General features: G+C 67.6%; 18 protein-coding genes. 7 read left to right on the forward strand and 11 right to left on the reverse strand.

Features of this window, described 5'->3' with window-relative positions:
• Nucleotides 1-31: 31 nt before the first annotated feature.
• The 3 genes from ACLBWX_RS17695 to rimP form a co-directional block, all read right to left on the reverse strand.
• Nucleotides 32-775, reverse strand: coding sequence for an RNA-binding protein (locus tag ACLBWX_RS17695; protein ID WP_447678313.1), 744 nt, complete (start codon nucleotides 773-775; stop codon nucleotides 32-34).
• A gap of 74 nt (nucleotides 776-849) precedes the next feature.
• Entirely contained in the window at nucleotides 850-2451 is a 1602-nt protein-coding gene (gene nusA, locus ACLBWX_RS17700; protein WP_447678314.1) for a transcription termination factor NusA, read from the reverse strand.
• 75 nt (nucleotides 2452-2526) lie between these two features.
• The gene (gene rimP, locus ACLBWX_RS17705; RefSeq protein WP_447678315.1) at nucleotides 2527-3315 is read right to left on the reverse strand and encodes a ribosome maturation factor RimP; all 789 of its coding nucleotides are present in this window, start codon (nucleotides 3313-3315) and stop codon (nucleotides 2527-2529) included.
• 477 nt (nucleotides 3316-3792) lie between these two features.
• Between rimP and ACLBWX_RS17710 the strand changes: the two genes are divergently transcribed.
• Nucleotides 3793-4506: a CatB-related O-acetyltransferase gene (locus ACLBWX_RS17710; RefSeq protein WP_447678316.1), complete on the forward strand. Its 714-nt coding sequence runs from the start codon at nucleotides 3793-3795 to the stop codon at nucleotides 4504-4506.
• A gap of 40 nt (nucleotides 4507-4546) precedes the next feature.
• On the opposite strand, the gene ACLBWX_RS17715 is transcribed toward ACLBWX_RS17710, so the two are convergent.
• From ACLBWX_RS17715 to ACLBWX_RS17735, 5 genes are all read right to left on the reverse strand, one after another.
• Nucleotides 4547-5149, reverse strand: coding sequence for a hypothetical protein (locus ACLBWX_RS17715; protein WP_447678317.1), 603 nt, complete (start codon nucleotides 5147-5149; stop codon nucleotides 4547-4549).
• Nucleotides 5150-5365: 216 nt separating this feature from the next.
• A complete protein-coding gene (locus tag ACLBWX_RS17720) occupies nucleotides 5366-6136 on the reverse strand; it encodes a hypothetical protein (protein WP_447678318.1) in 771 nt (256 codons plus the stop codon).
• A complete protein-coding gene (locus tag ACLBWX_RS17725) occupies nucleotides 6121-7248 on the reverse strand; it encodes a hypothetical protein (RefSeq protein ID WP_447678319.1) in 1128 nt (375 codons plus the stop codon). Before ACLBWX_RS17725 ends, ACLBWX_RS17720 begins: the two co-directional genes overlap by 16 nt.
• Before the next feature lie 298 nt (nucleotides 7249-7546).
• A complete protein-coding gene (locus tag ACLBWX_RS17730; RefSeq protein WP_447678320.1) occupies nucleotides 7547-8578 on the reverse strand; it encodes an aspartate-semialdehyde dehydrogenase in 1032 nt (343 codons plus the stop codon).
• A gap of 268 nt (nucleotides 8579-8846) precedes the next feature.
• Complete coding sequence (locus tag ACLBWX_RS17735) at nucleotides 8847-9860, reverse strand: LLM class flavin-dependent oxidoreductase (protein ID WP_447678321.1); 1014 nt, start codon at nucleotides 9858-9860, stop codon at nucleotides 8847-8849.
• A gap of 229 nt (nucleotides 9861-10089) precedes the next feature.
• Here ACLBWX_RS17735 and ACLBWX_RS17740 point away from each other — a divergent pair, with 229 nt between their 5' ends.
• Together ACLBWX_RS17740 and ACLBWX_RS17745 are read left to right on the forward strand one after the other, a co-directional pair.
• Complete coding sequence (locus ACLBWX_RS17740; RefSeq protein WP_447678322.1) at nucleotides 10090-10974, forward strand: hypothetical protein; 885 nt, start codon at nucleotides 10090-10092, stop codon at nucleotides 10972-10974.
• 103 nt (nucleotides 10975-11077) lie between these two features.
• Complete coding sequence (locus ACLBWX_RS17745) at nucleotides 11078-11485, forward strand: hypothetical protein (RefSeq protein WP_447678323.1); 408 nt, start codon at nucleotides 11078-11080, stop codon at nucleotides 11483-11485.
• Between the two features lie 90 nt (nucleotides 11486-11575).
• Here the strand turns inward: ACLBWX_RS17745 and leuB are convergent, their stop codons facing one another.
• Both leuB and ACLBWX_RS17755 read right to left on the reverse strand, forming a co-directional pair.
• Nucleotides 11576-12682 carry a 3-isopropylmalate dehydrogenase gene (gene leuB / locus ACLBWX_RS17750; RefSeq protein ID WP_447678324.1) on the reverse strand — a complete coding sequence of 369 codons (1107 nt, stop codon included), beginning with the start codon at nucleotides 12680-12682 and terminating at the stop codon, nucleotides 11576-11578.
• Between the two features lie 62 nt (nucleotides 12683-12744).
• Nucleotides 12745-13707, reverse strand: coding sequence for a polyprenyl synthetase family protein (locus ACLBWX_RS17755; RefSeq protein WP_447678325.1), 963 nt, complete (start codon nucleotides 13705-13707; stop codon nucleotides 12745-12747).
• A 118-nt stretch (nucleotides 13708-13825) separates the two neighbouring features.
• Between ACLBWX_RS17755 and mtgA the strand changes: the two genes are divergently transcribed.
• From mtgA to ACLBWX_RS17775, 4 genes are all read left to right on the forward strand, one after another.
• Nucleotides 13826-14524 (forward strand): monofunctional biosynthetic peptidoglycan transglycosylase, encoded by a 699-nt coding sequence (gene mtgA, locus ACLBWX_RS17760; RefSeq protein ID WP_447678326.1) that lies wholly within the window; start codon nucleotides 13826-13828, stop codon nucleotides 14522-14524.
• Nucleotides 14525-14631: 107 nt separating this feature from the next.
• Complete coding sequence (locus ACLBWX_RS17765) at nucleotides 14632-15198, forward strand: hypothetical protein (protein WP_447678327.1); 567 nt, start codon at nucleotides 14632-14634, stop codon at nucleotides 15196-15198.
• 92 nt (nucleotides 15199-15290) lie between these two features.
• Nucleotides 15291-16055 carry a histidine phosphatase family protein gene (locus ACLBWX_RS17770; protein WP_447678328.1) on the forward strand — a complete coding sequence of 255 codons (765 nt, stop codon included), beginning with the start codon at nucleotides 15291-15293 and terminating at the stop codon, nucleotides 16053-16055.
• Nucleotides 16052-16948, forward strand: coding sequence for an NAD(P)H-hydrate dehydratase (locus ACLBWX_RS17775; protein ID WP_447678329.1), 897 nt, complete (start codon nucleotides 16052-16054; stop codon nucleotides 16946-16948). Before ACLBWX_RS17770 ends, ACLBWX_RS17775 begins: the two co-directional genes overlap by 4 nt.
• Nucleotides 16949-16992: 44 nt before the next feature.
• On the opposite strand, the gene ACLBWX_RS17780 is transcribed toward ACLBWX_RS17775, so the two are convergent.
• Nucleotides 16993-18234, reverse strand: a complete 1242-nt coding sequence (locus ACLBWX_RS17780) for an argininosuccinate synthase (protein ID WP_447678330.1) — start codon at nucleotides 18232-18234, stop codon at nucleotides 16993-16995.
• Nucleotides 18235-18433 lie beyond the last annotated feature (199 nt).

The raw sequence follows: 18433 nt of genomic DNA on the forward strand, positions 1-18433 counted from the left end.
AAACTGCTGTGCGCCGGGTAGATCCGTCACTTCAATCGTCGTGCAGATCGGAAACGGCCTGCCCATTGCGGGCGGAGCCGGCATCCTCAGCCGTCGTCGCCAAACCCTCGAAGGAGCGGAGCCGACGCCAACGCGCAAGGCAGCCGGAAGCTCCGACTCCTGCGACGAGAGCCGCATGTATCACATGATCCCGACCCAAGGCCATGTCCAATTCTTCGTTGGACAGGTCATCGATGACGGGTACGCACGATATGGCACTGCCATGCCGCCGGTGCAATGCCGCGACGATCTTGCGCCGTCCGTCCGCACTGCCGTCGGAAGCCTGGATCACCGCCGCCACGCCCGTTTTGTCCCCGATGGCGGACTCGACCTTGGCGAAGCCCGCCACGACGCAGCCGGCCTTGTTGGCCAGCGACAGCGACTGGCGCAGGTCGGCCCGAAGGCCCTCCGCGATCCTGTCGGCGAGGTCGGTCGCGACCGCATCCTTGGTCTTGAAGGCTCGCTGGAAGACGCGCCGCTTCACCGCTTCGTTGACCACGGCGCGGGTCGGCGTGAGCCAGGCACCGCGGCCGGGCAAGCGTGCCCGCAGGTCCGGCACCACGGTGCCGTCAGGCCCGAGAACGAAGCGGATCAGCCCCGCCGGCGCCTGAGTCACCCGGGTGACGAGGCATGTGCGCAGAGCATTGGCGCGACCCCGCCCCAGCCCCGCATCGAGCAGCGTGCTCGGATCGGGATCGGTGGCGGCGTCGGTCACATCTGCGGCTTCGCCCGTCATGCGGCGTCGAATTCTCTCTTCAACAGGAACACGTCCCCGCGATCCATGACCGCGGAGATCGTCGATTCGCCGCCTCAGGCCGAGGCCGGCTCCTCGTCCGTGGCCTCGGTCGCTTCGGGCTCTGCCGGGGCCTCGATCCAACCGGCATGGACGCGAGCGGCCATGACCATGGCCTCGGCCTCGGCCCGCGAGATCTCGAAGCCGTCGAGGTAACCGGCGTGGCGCTTGGCCTCGGGGCCGCGCCCCTCGGTGTAGCCGACGAGATCGTCGGTGGCGCAGCCGGCCAGGTCCTCGATCGTCTTCACATCGTTCTCGCCCAGGGCCACCAGCATCGGCGTGGTGATGCCGTCGATCTCACGCAACTCGTCCTGCACGCCAAGTTCCTGGCGCTTGGCATCGAATTCCGATTCGACGCGAGCCAGGTGATCCTGGGCGCGCGCCTGGATCTCGGTGCCGCTTTCCTCGTCGAGGCCCTGGATGTTGGCGAGTTCGCCCGGCTCGACATAGGCGATCTCCTCGACGTTGCGGAAACCTTCCGCCGCCAGGAGCTGACCCACGGTCTCGTCGACGTCGAGGGCTTCCATGAAGGTCGCGGTGCGCTCGGCGAACTCCTTCTGCCGGCGCTCGGATTCCTCGGCCTCGGTCAGGATGTCGATGTCCCAGCCGGTGAGCTGCGAGGCGAGGCGCACGTTCTGTCCGCGGCGGCCGATGGCCAGGGAAAGCTGGTCGTCGGGCACCACCACCTCGATGCGGTCGGCCTCCTCGTCGAGCACCACCTTCACGACTTCCGCCGGCTGCAGCGCGTTGACGATGAAGGTGGCCTGGTCCTCGGACCATGGAATGATGTCGATCTTCTCGCCCTGAAGCTCGCCGACGACCGCCTGGACGCGGGAGCCGCGCATGCCCACGCAGGCGCCGACCGGATCGATCGAACCATCGCGCGAGATCACAGCGATCTTGGCGCGGGAGCCCGGATCGCGGGCCACCGCCTTCACCTCGACGATGCCGTCGTAGATCTCCGGAACTTCCTGTCCGAAGAGCTTGGCCATGAATTGCGGGTGCGAGCGTGAGAGGAAGATCTGCGGCCCGCGCACCTCGCGGCGCACGTCGAACAGGTAGGAGCGGATGCGGTCGCCCGGCCGGAAGGTCTCGCGCGGAATCATCTCGTCGCGGCGGACGATGCCCTCGCCGCGTCCGAGGTCCACGATGACGTTGCCGTATTCGACCCGCTTGACCAGACCGTTCACGACCTCGCCGATACGATCCTTGTACTCGTCGAACTGGCGGTCACGCTCGGCGTCGCGGACCTTCTGGACGATGACCTGCTTGGCCGACTGGGCGGCGACACGGCCGAAGTCGAAGGGCGGCAGGGTGTCTGAGATGACGTCGCCCACGAGGGCGCCGGGGTTGTAGCGGCGGGCCTGCTCCAGGGTGACCTCGCGGGCGTCGTTCTCGACCTGATCGACCACCACGAGGTGGCGCGACAACCGAAGAGCACCGGTCTTCGGGTCGATCTCGGCGTGCACGTCCGTCTCGGCGCCGTAGCGGGAGCGTGCGGCCTTGGCGATGGCCTCTTCCATCGCGTCGATGACGATGGAGCGGTCGATCACCTTCTCGCGGGCGACCGCTTCGGCGATCTGCAGGAGTTCGAGCCTGTTGGCGCTGACGACAGCCATCGGTTTTCGTCCTTCTCTTCGTCGTGTTCCGGCACGATCCCCTTCGCCGCTTGGCGTGGTGGGGATTCGGGCGACTTAGTGGAGCTTGCCGTCTTCCTTCACCCGCACCGCCTTGGTGCGGACGGGCTTCGCCTTGTTCCGGGCCTTGATGGCGAGACTCTCTTCGGTCTCGACCTTCACGGGCTTCGGCCGCTGCGAGGCTTTGGGCTTCAGGGGACGGGAAATCTTCTTCTTGAGCGGGGTGGGCGCCGGTTCGGTTTCGATTTCCGCCTCGTCCTCGTCTGCCTCGTCGTCGAGGACCGGCGGACCGCCGCGGCGCAGGGACTCGCGGACCAATTCGTCGGTGAGCACCAGATAGGCGTCGCCGAGGTCGCGCAGCGGCAGGTCGATGCGGCTCGGCAGGCCTTCCTTCACATCGGGCAGGTCGATCGGAACGGTGAGTCCGTCGGGGTTCGGTGCGCCGATGATGCCGCGGAAGCGCTTGCGGCCGTCCATCGGCACGGCGAGCTCGATCTTGGCCTCGTAGCCGGCCCAGCGCGCGAAATCGACGGCCCGCACCAGCGGCCGGTCGATCCCCGGCGAGGAGATCTCGAGGTAGTAGGGCTTGCCGATCGGGTCATCGAGGTCGAGGAGTGGCGAGATCGCCCGGCTCACCGCTTCGCAATCGTCCACCGTCATGGTGCCGTCCGGCCGCTCGGCCATGATCTGCACCGTGCAGCCATTGGCGCTCGACACCTTCACCCGGACCACCCGGTAGCCCAGGCCCTGGATCGAGCCCTCGATGACCTGCACCACGCGCGCGGCCACACCGGTCTCGGTGATGAGGCGCTTCTCGGTGAGCTCGCTGTTGTGGTTGTCCGCCATGCTGCGCTTGAAGTCCGGCCTTGTCCGAGGCGATCCGGCGCGGGAGGCATTGCGGCAATAAAAAAGAGCGGACCCGGTGGGGCCCACTCCCGAACCGCAGTCTCACAACTGCAACCAGAACTGATGCCTTGTAAGTACGCCGGTTCGGGTCGGTTTTCAAGTTCATTGTGCACTCGGGTCCGGCGTGGCTTCGCACGACGACGGACATGCCACCCCGTCATTCCGGGGTCGCGCAGCGGAGCCCGGAATCCAGGATCGCAGGTGGTGCAAGGCCCGACACCGTCGGCGGATCTGGACCGCACGCCGCTGGCGTGCCCCTTCGGATCCGGGCTCGCCTTCGGCGCCCCGGAATGACATTGAGACCTCCGACGAAAGTCGGGCGTGTCGACATGTCCCGCGTCATGGAAGAGCGTTGAGGCGCAGGAACGGGCGGGTCGTGCGATTGTCCGCGAAACCGAACACCTCGGAGTCCCGACCATGCCCCACGATCCCCGCCTCGGCCCCGACCCGGACGCGCTTCACCCTCTGCCGGGCCAGCCGCGCGTCACCTTCCTGCGCAACCTCGCCCTGCCGCCGAACGTCGAGATCGGCGCCTATACTTATTACGACGACCCCGCCGGGCCGCAGGCCTTCCTCGACAACATCCTCTACCACTTCGCCTTCCTGGGCGACCGCCTGCGCATCGGCCGCTTCTGCGCTGTGGCGACCGGCACGCGCTTCCTCATGAACGGCGGCAACCATCGCCTGGACGCACCGTCCACCTACCCGTTCGCGATCTTCGGCGGCGCCTGGGCCGGACGCTTCCCCGGAGAGACGGCCTTCCCGAACCGGGGCGACACGGTGATCGGGAACGACGTCTGGCTCGGCCACGACGCGACGATCCTGCCGGGCGTCGCCATCGGCGATGGCGTCGTGGTGGCGGCGAATTCGGTGGTCACCCGCGACGTGTCCCCCTACGCCATCGTCGCCGGCAACCCGGCCACTCTCGTGCGGATGCGCATGCCGCCGGAGGCCGCCGCCCGGCTTCAGGCCGTCGCATGGTGGGATTGGGACATCGCGCGGATCACGCGGTGTCTGCCGGCGATCAGCGGGGGCGATGTGAGGGCTTTGGAGGCGGAGGCGGCATCGATCGGCAGCCACGGCAACCGTCCCATCGATGCGACAGGGGATATGCCGATGTCACCGATCTGAAGTGAGCGAGGATGTCGACAAGGAATCGGAGGGCAGACTTTTAAATTCCATCGTCCATGGGGAATGCACTGCGTTCCCAGATCTTGTCGAGCTTGAGAGTCGTGACGTTTTCGAACTCCCATTCTTCCAGAAGTTTCGCGAGGGCATGGCGGTCGCCGTTGATCAGGGGCTCGTCAAGCCTCCAGAGGCGGCTGGTGCGAAGCTGCAGTGGTGTTGTCGGGCGGTCCACCAAGCCTTGGGCGTATTCCTCCCGCACACTGATCCAGTGAGCTCGCGCTGGACCGATATGCCCGAGGCCGAGATAAGCGAACATCGTCCAGTCCTGCACGCTCTGCGAGACACGCAAAAAGTTCATGTGTAGAAAAGCGACGCATTTTTCCATTGTGTCCAAGGATCGCAGCAGCCGCAGGGACGCTTCGATCTGGTGTACGAAATCTTCAGTGATGCTTGGGTCTTCGTAATTCCAATACGTTCGACCCCAATTCATATATGCATGATCACCTTTACGGGTGAGGGCCTCGTGTTTCGGATGATAATCGACCCAGCGGACGACACTTGATCGTTCGATCAAATGGCTGATCCAATCCGGATATTGGATCGGATGGGCGAACGGAACGAAGAGGCAGGGAATCTTCCATTCCAATCTGAAGCAATGATCCGCGTCTGCATGGATCAAAATGCATCGGCCAAAGTGATGAACGGGTCGAATCCAAAGCACGTCGTCGATGAAGATGAGATCCGCATTTCGATCAAGCAACGGTCTTATTAAGAGATTGAGGTGCTCCCTCGGACGCATGTCGTTATGGCCTCTATCTAATAAATGATTACCGAGCTTTAAAAAAAGGCATGCGCCTCCAGGTTATTTCTCAATTTCAAATGGAAATGATGTCGGCGTCCAGAGGTTCTCGATGCCAATGGAGCGAACATTTTCCGACTCCCAACGGTTCAGCAGGGCGCCAAGGCCTGCCCTGTCCTTCTCCATCAGAGGCGCGTCGAGTTCAGACCAGCGATGTTCAATTCGTTCGAAGAACCCCATCGGTTCCTCCCGGGCACTTGGACGGTGTCCCTTGCGGGCACTGAGCCAGGTTTCCCTGGCGGCATCGAGATCGCCCGCCGTCAGATCCAGGATCATCGGCCAGTGCTCGATCTGACCCATACGAGTGATGCTGTAGGAGCGCAGGAAAGCCAGGCATGTCTCCAGCGTATCCAGCGATCTCATGAGGCGGAGCGACTTCTCGACTTGCAGGATCAGGTCATCCTGGAGTTTGTTGTCCCCATATTCCCAAATTCCTGTCCCGCTCGACAAGTATATTGTGTGGGTTCTGTAGATTTCAGGCCCACGACGGAGGGGGGGATAGATCGATGGTCTCAGGCTCGACCGCCCGATTCCATCGTCGAAACATCCCGGGTGTGGAGCTATCCAGAGTGCGGGTGTAAACAATGCCGATAAGTGCCAGCTTAAAGTGAAATATTGGCTTTTCCCTCTACGGAAATGGATGTGGCGGCCGAATTTATGAATGGGGTGCAGCCATAGCGTATCCTTGCCAACCAGAACGAGATCTGGATTGCGCTTCAAGAGCGGCTTGACGAGGCGCTTGATCTTTGCGGCCGTGCTCAATGGCGCACCCATCCTTTCTTCTCTGGGAGACGTGGCTTAACTTGAACGATGACGATCCCCTTCGCATAGGGATAGAACAATCTGGCGACGTGAGCGAGTTGCAGGGCTCGTGATGCCGTCATTTCGGCGCCACCAGTCTTATAGTCATAGATACAGACCATATTGTTGGGGGTTTTTTCGTAAAGATCTAGCCGTAAGGTTCCTGCTGTACCATAGCGAGCTTCGGTTTCCGTGCCGTCAAGGGATAGCTCAGCTCTCATGTCGGGATCCTCCAGCTTCTGATAATATCCGGCTAGCCTGCTGTGGAGAGCGTTTCCGAATTGCTGGGCTGTCAGATTTGGGAGCCGGGCCTCGATATCCCGAGCCACCTCGTCTGTCTTTTCCTGTACTTCACCACTGCGTGGGCAAGCCCTCGAAAGGGCGCTCTTATCCAGTTGGCCAACCCAGGGTGTCGGTAGGCTGATCCTGTCCTTCGGATCGAACTCGTAACCTCGCGCCGTCAATCCCATGGCGGTTCCGAAGCCATCCTTGCGGCCACGCAGGACGACGAACAGAAGGGCTGCGGCTTCCATCGTCGCCGCGACCGCCGGCCCAACGACGAAAGGCACAACCGGCAGGAAGGCTGACTGTGCCGTCGCTTCCGCTTCGATGCCGGAGGGCGAGAACGTCGTCCGCGACAGCACGGCGCCCGACTGCCCGTCGCGGATCGCCTGGGTCTCGCCCGCATTCTCGAAGATCCGGGTCTCGCCGGCCGGGGTGACGACGGTGTGCTGCTCCTCCCAGTCGCCTCGCCCGGATCGGATCCGCAGGGTCAGCACCTCCCCGCCGCCGTCCAGCAGGGTGCGTTGCGGCGCCTCTGAATCCGGATCGGTCGCATCGAGGGACGCCCAGCGCCCGCTCCGCGACCGGTCGGTAGCATCTCTGCCGGCGCCGCCGTCCGACACCCAGCGCCCGCCGTCGCTCTGGCCCGCGGGCGCCCGCGCCTGATCCGGGCTGTACTTCCGGCTCAAAGCCCGGCGAAGGCGGACCAGCTCGGTCTCTGTCCGCAGCACCGCGAGGAGGAGGCGCAGGTTACGCGCTTCGGTGGCGGTCCCGAGGACGGTACGCCGTTGAACCTCTGTCATCGCGATCGCCTTCGTTCATGGTATGTTCCATGAACGGATAAGCGATTATAGGAAAATATTCAAGGAACTTTGTCTTAAGTCCGGGCGCGGTCAGGCGGGCCCGTCCATCGGCTCCCTCACGGCTCGGCGGACGGCCCCCGCCGCATCGTCGCGCGGACGCACGATGATTCGCCCGCTTCCCCGTGGTCCAGGTGTGGGCGGAGATGGCCAGTTCCAACGCGAAACGCCGCCCCGCGAGCGGGACGGCGTTCGAGGAAGTCCGGTCCCCGGGATCGGGGACCAAGGGTCGTTACGCAGCTCAGGCCGCCTGCTGCCGCTTCAAAAGCTTCCGGTTCACCAGCATCTCGGCGATCTGCACCGTGTTGAGCGCGGCGCCCTTGCGCAGGTTGTCGGCCACGCACCAGAAATTCAGGCCGTTCTCCACCGTGGCGTCCTCGCGGATGCGGGAGACGTAGGTGGCGTCCTCGCCCGCGGCCTCGTGGGGAGTCATGTAGCCCCCGGGCTCACGCTTATCGACGACCATGAGACCGGGGGCCGAGCGCAGGATCGCGGTGGCCTGCTCGGCTGTGATCGGGCGCTCGAACTCGACGTTCACCGCCTCGGCATGGCCGATGAAGACCGGCACGCGCACGGCGGTGGCCGTGAGCTTGATCTTGGGGTCGAGCATCTTCTTGGTCTCGGCGACCATCTTCCACTCTTCCTTCGTGTAACCGTCCTCCATGAACACGTCGATGTGCGGGATGACGTTGAAGGCGATGCGCTTGGGGAACTTCTCGGCCTTGATCTCGCCGGCGGTGAAGACCGAGCGGGTCTGCTGGAAGAGTTCGTCCATCGCGTCCTTGCCGGCGCCGGAGACCGACTGGTAGGTCGCCACCACCACGCGCTTGATGGTGGCCGCGTCGTGCAGGGGCTTCAGCGCGACCACGAGCTGCGCCGTGGAGCAGTTCGGGTTGGCGATGATGTTGAGCTTCGAGAAGCCATGGATGGCGTCCGGGTTCACTTCCGGAACGATCAGCGGCACGTCCTGATGGTAGCGGAACGCCGACGAGTTATCGATCACGACGCAGCCGGACTGGCCGATGCGGGGCGACCATTCCTTCGAGGTCTCGCCGCCGGCCGACATCAGGCAGATGTCGGTGTCGGAGAAGTCGTAGGAATCGAGCGCCTTCACCTTCAGGATCTTGTCGCCGAAGGACACGTCCTGGCCGGCCGAGCGGCGCGAGGCGATCGCCACCACCTCGTCCGCCGGAAAGGCGCGCTCGGACAGGATGTCTAGCATCTCGCGGCCCACATTGCCCGTGGCACCCACGACGGCGACCTTGTAACCCATTGCTCATCACTCCGCTCTGCGCGGGCGCCGAGGGCCGGGGCGGCGCCCGCCTGTCTGGCGAGCCGCAGCGTCCGGGTCCGGCGCCGTTCTCAAGCCTCCCTGCCGTGCGCCGAGCCACCTGCCATGGCCGGCGGCCCTCCGGCCGCGAAGGTTTTCGCGGCCCGATCCCGGTCCGCTCCGTCTGACGCCCGCCGCATCGCAGCATGAGTCGCCAAGCGCGGGAGCAAGACGCCTCGCTCCCGCCGCTGTCAAGGGTCGGGCGCCCCGATCACGCCACCAGGGCGGCCGGGGCGGAGCCGAGGGCGTTTCGCGCCTCCGCGAGGATCGCGTAGGAGCGCCGCCGCGCCGCCGGCTCGTGGATCGCCGCGGCGACCATGATCTCGTCGGCGCCGGTCTCCCGGATCAGGTCGGCGAGCCCCTGCCGTACGGTCTCGCGCGAGCCGACGAGCGCACGCGCCAGCATCCGTGAGGCCTGTGCCTTTTCGTGGGGAGTCCAATAGGTCTCGATGTCGTCGATGGGCGGACGCAGGAGGCCGCGTGTGCCGCGCACCAGGTTGGTGAATTGCTGCTGGGCCGAGGTGAACAGCCTGCGCGCCTCGGCGTCGGTCTCGGCCGCCACCACGTTGACGCCGATCATCGCATGCGGCCGGCTCAGCTGGGCCGAGGGCTGGAAGCGGTCGCGATAGACGGCGAGCGCGGGCAAAAGCTGCTCGGGCGCGAAGTGCGAGGCGAAGGCATAGGGAAGCCCCAGCATCGCGGCGAGCTGTGCGCCGTAGGTGCTCGAACCGAGAATCCACAGCGGCACCTTCAGGCCGGTTCCCGGAACGGCCTGGACCGCCTGCCCGGGCTGCGGATCGCCGAGGAGCGCCTGCAACTCCAGCACGTCCTGCGGGAAGGTGTCGGCGGCGTCGGGCGAACGCCGCAAGGCCCGGGTGGTGCGCGGGTCGGTGCCGGGGGCACGCCCGAGCCCGAGGTCGATCCGCCCGGGGAACAGGGTCTCCAGGGTGCCGAACTGCTCGGCGATCACGAGAGGCGCGTGGTTCGGCAGCATGATACCGCCCGCGCCGACGCGAATCGTGCGGGTGCCCGCCGCGACGTGCCCGATCACGACGGCGGTCGCCGCGCTGGCGACGCCGATCATGTTGTGGTGCTCGGCGAGCCAGAAGCGACGGTAGTCGTAGGTCTCCGCATGCCGGGCGAGGTCCACGCTGTTGCGCAGGGCATCCGCGGGCGTCGCGCCCTCGGGCACGAAGGCGAGGTCGAGGACGGAAAGGGGGATCATGGATTCCTTAATCTGTGTCTCAAGCTACGGCCCCTGCTCCTCAGATCGCGACGGGTACGTCGCGCTGCAAGCCGGGGCCGGCATGTGCCGCCCGCATGGGTCGATACCAAGGATTCACCCTGTCGCCCGAAAGCCGGCATCCGCCGCATCTCCGGAAACCCGGACTTGTCGAGGTGCGCGGCAGGATCGGCGCGGGCGGTGCGCGGCCGCTGGACAACCCCGGAACGCGATGCGAACGGTTTTCGAGCAGAACGGCGTCGGACAGGTCGTGATGGCCACGGCGGAGAGGCGGCGTCCGTTCCAGTGGGTGCGCCGCGCGGCACAGGTCGTCGCGGCGAGCGCCGTGATCGCAGTCTTGAGCTTCGTCGGGTTGCAGGAACGATCTCACCCCGTCGCGGCCCCGCCGGAGGCCCAGAGCGGATCCGGCTTCGTGCCCGCCGCCGCTCAAGCCATCCGGCCGGCGATGCCGCTCGCCCTATCGGCCCCCCGCTTCCGCCTCGACGATCCCGAGGCGATCGAGCCGCCCCGCGCGGAGGCCGCGCGCCGCAATCCGATGAGCGGCCGGCGGGAGGATGTCCTGGTCCAGGGAGGCTTCGACACGATCGAGGCCCCCTACCTGCGCCTTGTCCTGTCCGAGTCCTCCGAGAGCGATCCGGGCCTCGGCCTGTTCGTCACCCTGGCCCGCCGGGCCGCGGACGGTCAGGCCCTCGCGGTGATCCGCACCGGCGAGCGGGGTACGCTCGAGACGAAGTTCGGCCCGATGGAAACCCTGGAGGTGACCCTCGGCGGCGAAGGCAAGCGGATCTGCACCGGTTTCGCCAGTCTGGGGGCCGTGGCGCTCCGCCTCGACGGCTGGCTCTGTGCCCCCCTGGGGCAGGCGCCCGAATCCCGTGCCATCGCCTGTCTCCTCGACAAGGTCGCGCTGAACGGTCAAGCTTCTCCGGAGATCGAGGCCGCCTTTGCGAGGTTCGAGGCGCGGCGCGATCCGCGATGCACGCCGCAGGGGGCGCGGGTCCCCGCGCGCGAGGTCGGGACCGAGACGGGATCGATCCCGGATCGGGGCACACGAAAAAATGAGGCCAAACTGCGGCGATCCCGCGAAGCGCGGCCATAATCCGGGAACCTCGGCCGCATTGGCACGTCTTCCCCACATACGAAGGCCTCAGTTTCTTAAGGAAGCCCGGCCTACAGTCCCACAGCTTCAACGAAGGTGCGTCATGCGCTCTGTCTCGATTGCCCTGATGGGTGCCCTCACGCTCGCAGCCGTCGGCGCGAACACCGCCGCCGAGGCCCAGGGGCGCTACGCGCCGGCCGGCTACCGCGTCAGCCAGCCGCTGCCGATCCGCATCCGTCCGCGCAGCTGGCTCGATGCCGGCAACGTCGTGGAGGCGAATAACGGCTCGGTCAGCAACCCGGCGACCAACCCGCAGTTCATCACGGCCAGCTACCTGAACTCGCCGCCCTACGGCCGCAACGATCGCTTCGGCGGCGGTATCCTGTCCGATCCGATCACCAATGGCCCCTTCATCGGCGCCCGCTCCAGCGCGATCCGCAACGTGGACTTCTCGGCCGTCGACGCGATCGACCCGACCTCCTACGTTTCGCGCTCCGGCAACCCCTACTGAGTCCAGCCCTCAGGCCGGACATGCGACGGGCCCCGCGAAGGGGCCCGTTTTCGTTTGCCGTGTCGCGTCTTTGGATTTCGCGGGCCGCGGTCAGCCGACGGCGTGCTTCAGCTCGCGGATGATCGCATCGCCCATCTCGGCCGTGCTGATGGGGGTGACGCCCTCGGTGGCGATGTCGCGGGTGCGGGCGCCGGAGGCGAGGGTGCGGGTGACGGCCGCGTCCAGCAGGTCCGCCGCCTCGCCGAGGCCGAACGAGTAGCGCAGGCACATGGCGAGCGAGCCGATCATGGCGATCGGGTTCGCGTAGCCCTTGCCGGCGATGTCCGGCGCCGAACCGTGGACGGGCTCGTAGAGGGCCTTGCGGCTACCCTTGGCATCGACCGCGCCGAGCGATGCGGAGGGCAGCATGCCGAGCGAGCCGGTGAGCATCGCCGCCACGTCCGAGAGCACGTCGCCGAACAGGTTGTCGGTGACGAGCACATCGTACTGCTTCGGGCGGCGGACCAGCTGCATGGCACAGTTGTCGGCCAGCACGTGCTCGAGGCTGACGTCGCCGTATTCGGCATGGACCCGGGTCACGACCTCCTTCCAGAGGACGCCCGACTTCATCACGTTGTGCTTCTCGGCCGAGGCGACCCGGCCCGAGCGCTTGCGCGCGAGATCGAAGGCCACGTGGGCGATCCGCTCGATCTCGGCCGTGGTGTAGACCTGCGTGTCGACGGCGCGCTTCGAGCCGTCGGGCAGAGTGGTGATCTCCTTCGGCTCGCCGAAATAGACGCCGCCGGTGAGCTCGCGCACGATCATGATGTCGAGGCCCTCGACCAGCTCGCGCTTCAGGGCCGAAGCGTCGGCGAGGGCCGGGTAGCAGATGGCCGGACGCAGGTTGGCGAAGAGGCCGAGATCCTTGCGCAGGCGTAGGAGGCCGGCCTCGGGCCGGATCTCGTAGGCGACATCCGCCCATTTCGGGCCGCCCACGGCGCCGAGCAGGATGGCGTCGGCGGCATCGGCCCGGGCCAGGGCCTCGTCGGTCAGGGGCTCGCCGTGGGCATCGATGGCGCTGCCCCCGACGAGGTCGCGCTCGATCTCGAAACGGGCGAGACCCAACGCGTCCAGGGCGCCGATCACCTTCTCGACTTCGGCCATTACCTCGGGGCCGATGCCGTCGCCGGGGAGGAGGAGGAGCTTGTAGGAGGTCATGGGATCAACTCGCGAAGGGTGTTCGTAGGACGGAAGCGGTCGGCCCGCCGTCGGATCCGGCGTCAGACCTTGCGCGCCACCGTGAACCGCGCCGCCTGCCGCAGGGTCTCGGCCTTGTCACCCCAGGACGCCACGGCCTCCTCGCAGACGCCGACGAGGCGGTCGCATTCGGCCCGCGCCCCGTCGAGGCCGAGGCGGTCGACGAGGGTCGCCTTGCCGGCATCCTTGTCCTTGCCGGTGGCCTTGCCCATGGTCTCGGCCGAGGCCTCTCGGTCGAGGATGTCGTCGGCGATCTGGAAGGCCTGGCCCAGGGCATGGCCGTAGCGCAGCAGCACCCTGCGCTGGTCCGGCGTGGCACCGCCGACGATCGCGCCAGCCTCCACCGAGAAGGCCAGGATCGCGCCGGTCTTCATCGCCTGCATCTGCAGGGTGTCGTCGACGCCGAGCGACACGGCCCCGAAACGGCCCTCGGCGCCGAGGTCGAGGAGTTGTCCGCCGACCATGCCGCCGAGGCCCGAGGCCTTGGCGAGGCCGAGCACGAGGTCGGCGCGCACGGACGGGTCGGGCTGCCAAGCGGAATCGGCCAGGATCTCGAAGGCCAGGGTCTGGAGGGCGTCGCCCACCAGGATCGCGGTGGCCTCGTCATAGGCCTTGTGCACGGTGGGTTTGCCGCGGCGCATGTCGTCGTCGTCCATGGCCGGCATGTCGTCGTGGACGAGAGAGTAGCAGTGCACCAGCTCGATGGCCGAGCCGGCCGCGAGGGCTCCGGTCTCCGAGCCGCCGAGCATCCGGGCGGTCTCGATCGCGAGGAACGGGCGCAGGCGCTTCCCGCCGCCGAGGACGGCGTGGCGCATCGCCTCCATCAGGCGCACGGGCCGCGTGATCTCGCCGGCTTGCGTCTCCGGGGTGAGGCGCTCGGCGAGATAGGCCTCCACCGTATCCGCGACCGTGGCAAGCCTGTGGGAAAACGCATCGACCGGGGCATCCGCCTTGACCGAAGCGTGGGATCCTTGCGTTGAGGTCATGTTCGGTCGGGCCTTCGGTCAGACGTGGTCGTGTCGTGGGCGGGGGGAGGTTCGAATTCAGGATCGGGAGGAGAGCGCGGAGCGGCCGTTGCGGCAGGTTTCGACGCGCCCGATGCCGATGCGGGAGGCATCCGGCCGACGGCGGAGCGGGCGCTTGCGGCGGATCGTCAATCTCATCCTGCTCCTCCCCGTCATCGGCCTCGTCCTCTTATTGGCGCTCGCGCTCGTCTATAGTGCGCTGACCCCGCCCTCAACCCTGATGCTGGGACGATGGTTGACGCTGAAGTCCGTCGACCGGCAGGCTGTCGGCCTCGACGCGATCTCGCCCTACCTCGTCCAGGCGGTCGTCGCCTCGGAGGACCAGCGCTACTGCCTGCACAACGGTGTGGACTGGGGCGCTCTGCGCGACGTGGTCGACGACGAGGAGGGGCCGAGCCGGGGCGCCTCGACGATCCCGATGCAGACGGTGAAGAACGTCTTCCTGTGGCCGGGCCGATCGGTGATCCGCAAGGCCCTGGAGATTCCCCTGGCTCTGGCGGCCGACACCCTGTGGGGCAAGGCGCGCACCATGGAGATCTACCTCAACGTCGCCGAGTGGGGGGAGGGTGTGTTCGGTGCGGAGGCCGCGGCCCAACGCTGGTTCGGCAAGCCCGCGCGCGCCCTGACCCGCGGCGAGGCGGCCCTGCTCGCCGCCGTGCTGCCGAACCCGATCCTGCGCAATCCCGCTTTGCCGTCGCGCGGCGTACGGGCCCAGGCCGTCCGCATCCAGGCTCGGATGAACGGCGTCTCAGGCCTGATGGGCTGCCTGAAACGGTAGCCCGGGGCGGTCCGATCGGTTACCTGCCGCCTCAGACCTGCCAGCGACCCCGAATTCCCGGCGACGGGGCCGAGCCGCCGCAAGGCCCCACGGGCGAAAGACCGACCATGACCCAGCCGACCTTCGAACTCACCCTGGAGCGCATCGCGCTGATTCGCCGGATGGTGGTGGCCTGGAACCCCGAGGGCGTCGGCGCGCCCATCGTGCATCCCGACGCGCCCTACGGCAGCACCGACCGCGACGGCGACATCTTCAACGTCACCGGCGACGACGACGGCGCCGACGAGGAGCACCGGGCACTGGGCGACGCCCTCGCGGTGTTCACCGCCTGCGCGGTCCTCAAGCCGGGGCGCTACGCCTACCACAACACCCTGGCCAAGCTCGCCTCCGACGATATCGGCGACGTCTTTCGCGACGAGGCCACAGGCGAGACGCCCGAGCACGTCACCTTCGACGTGACGGCCGAGCAGGTCGCCCGTGTCCGGACCCTGGCGATCCGCTGGGACGATGCCCGCGACGTGCCGGCCGTGGACACGGACGCTCCCTACGGCCCGGGCAGCGACCTGCCGGCCGAGCACCGCGAGATGCAGCCGGTGCTCCAGATCTTCCTGCGCTACGCCGATCTCGGTCCGGGTGACTTCACCCGCACCGAGGCGGGCTGGCGGCCGGCCTGACGCGCGCCCGTCGCGTCTCGAACGACGCAGGGAGCGAACGGGTCGGCTCGCAGGAACGTTGCCGAGGTGGAACAAGCCGAGGATCATGACGGATGCTGCAACGCTGGCCGAGCCGGATCTGGATCGTCCGACACGGCGAGAGCGCGGGTAACGTCGCGCGCGACGCCGCTCATGATGCCGGGCTCCAGCGCATCGACATCGCCGAGCGTGACGTCGACGTCCCCTTGAGCGATCGCGGCGGGCAGCAGGCCGCGGCGCTCGGGCGCTGGTTCGCCGAGATGCCGGAGGCCGAGCGCCCGAACGTGGTGCTGGCTTCGCCCTACCTCAGGGCTCGGCAGACCGTGGCAGAGATCCGCCGGGCCGGCGGCGTGGCGCCGGATGCACCGGACGATTACGTCGACGAGCGGCTTCGCGAGAAGGAGCTCGGCCTCCTCGACCGCCTCACCCGGACGGGCATCGAGGCGCTCCATCCCGAGCAGGCCGAATTGCGGGCGCGCCTGGGCAAGTTCTACTACCGCCCGACCTGCGGCGAGAGCTGGTGCGACGTGGTCCTGCGCCTGCGCAGCGCCATGGATACCGTCTCCCTGCATCACGGCGAGAAGCGCGTCCTGATCGTCGCCCACCAGGTGGTGGTGCTCTGCCTGCGCTACCTCATCGAGAACCTCAGCGAGGTGGAGATCCTCGGCATCGATGCCGAGGGCGACGTGCTGAACTGCTCCGTCACCGAATACGCGTTCCGTGCCGAGGCGGGGTCCACCGGCCGCCTGCACCTCGCGCGCTACAATTTCGTCGCTCCGGTGCAGCGGGCCGGCGCCCCCGTCACCGCCGAACCCTCGCTGACGGAAGACGTGCGATGACCGGGACCGAACTCGACGCGGCCTGCCTGCGGGAGCGCCCGCTCCCGACCCCGGAGGCCGGCAGCAAGGACGATCGCGGCAGCGTCCTCGTCCTCGGCGGCTGCGCCGAGGTGCCGGGCGCCGTCTTTCTCGCCGGCGTCGCGGCCCTGCGCGCCGGCGCGGGCAAGCTCAAGATCGCCTCGGTCGAGTCCGTCGCGGTGGCGCTGGCGCTGGCCGTGCCGGAGGCCATGGTGATCGGTCTCCCGGAAACCGATGCCGGCGAGATCGAGGCCGAGGCGGCGGCGGAGCGGATCGCCAAGGCGGCCCAGCGCTGCGACGCGGTCCTGCTCGGGCCGGGCATGAACACCTGCGAGGTCACCACGGCCCTGGTCCGCACGCTCCTCGCGGAGCAGGACGAGATTGCCTGCGTCCTCGATGCGGGGGCGATCTGTGGTCTCGCCGCCCATGCCGAGACGATCCGCGCCCTCAGGTCGCCGCCGGTGCTGACGCCGCATGCGGGTGAGATGGCCCAGCTCCTCGGCCGGGAGCGCGAGGCGGTCGAGGCCGATCCGCTGGATGCGGCCCTGTGCGCCGCCGAGATGCTGCGGGCCGTGGTGGTCATGAAGGGCGCCGAGAGCTGGATCGTCGCCCCCGGCGGCGCGCGCTGGCACTTCGCCGGCGGCGGCGTCGGATTGGCCACATCCGGCTCGGGCGACGTCCTCGCGGGCCTCGTCACCGGCATCCTCGCCCGGGGCGCCGATCCGCTGACGGCCGCCCTGTGGGGCGTCTACCTCCACGGCGAAGCGGGCGCCCGGCTGGCCGGATCGGTCGGGCCGGTGGGGTTTCTCGCCCGGGAGATCTCGGGCGAGGTGCCGCAGATCCTGCGGGCGTTCTCCGCAAGACAGACCGGGTAGCCGGATCCCCCCGGGGGAGGGAGCCCGCCCAACCCGGGTGGCCCTCAGGCCCCGAGCTTCTTCTTGCGCTGGGCGAGCGTGCGCAGGCGCAGGGCGTTGAGCTTGATGAAGCCGGCCGCATCGCGGTGGTCGTAGGCGACGGCGCCCTCCTCGAAGGTCACGAGGTCCTGGTCGTAGAGCGAGTTCGGGCTGGTGCGGCCGATGACGTGGACGCCGCCCTTGTAGAGCTTCAGCCGGACCTCGCCGGTGACCATCTCCTGGCTCTTGTCGATCAGGGCCTGCAGCATCTCGCGCTCGGGCGAGAACCAGAAGCCGTTGTAGATCAGCTCCGCGTATTGCGGCATCAGCTGGTCCTTGAGGTGCGCGGCACCCCGGTCCAGCGTGATCGACTCGATGGCGCGGTGGGCCGGCAGCAGGATGGTGCCGCCGGGCGTCTCGTACATGCCGCGGCTCTTCATGCCGACGAAACGGTTTTCGACGAGGTCGAGGCGCCCGATGCCGTTGTCGTGGCCGAGCTGGTTGAGCTTGGCGAGCAGGCTCGCCGGAGACAGCCGCTCGCCGTCGACGGAGACCGCATCGCCCTTCTCGAAGCCGATGCTGATCACGGTCGGCGTGTCCGGCGCCTCCTCGGGCGAGCGGGTGCGCGAGTAGACGTAATCCGGCACCTCGTCGGCGGGATCCTCCAGAACCTTGCCTTCCGACGAAGCGTGCAGGAGGTTGGCGTCCACCGAGAACGGGCTCTCGCCGCGCTTGTCCTTGGAGATCGGGATCTGGTGCTGCTCGGCGAAGGCGATGAGCTGCTCGCGGCTCTTCAGGTCCCACTCGCGCCAGGGCGCGATGACCGTGACATCGGGCTTCAGGGCATAGTAGCCGAGCTCGAACCGGACCTGGTCGTTGCCCTTGCCGGTGGCGCCGTGGCAGACGGCGTCCGCCCCGAGCTTCTCGGCGATCTCGATCTGCTTCTTGGCGATCAGCGGCCGCGCGATGGAGGTGCCGAGGAGATAGACGCCCTCGTACTGGGCATTGGCGCGGAACATCGGGAACACGTAGTCCCGCACGAATTCCTCGCGCAGGTCCTCGATGAAGATGTTTTCGGGCTTGATGCCGAGGAGTTCGGCCTTCTTGCGCGCCGGCTCCAGCTCCTCGCCCTGGCCGAGATCGGCCGTGAAGGTGATGACCTCGCAGCCATAGGTGGTCTGCAGCCACTTCAGGATGATCGAGGTGTCGAGGCCGCCGGAATAGGCGAGCACGACCTTGTTGACGGGCTTCGGGTTCGCGTCGGTCATGGGCTCGCTTCCGGTTCGGGCATCGTGCGCGTCGGCGTCGTGCGCATCTGCGGCGTGATTGCGGCGGCTTAACAGCGGAGCGCGGGGCCGTGCAACCGCCGTGCCGTCGGACGCGTTCGCTCAGCGAGGCCGCTGTCGGGGAGCGCCTTGTCGCGGTCCCCCGGGCGGGCGACACTGACGACCATTCTCGATCCCGGAG

This window comes from Methylobacterium sp. M6A4_1b, assembly GCF_053345175.1.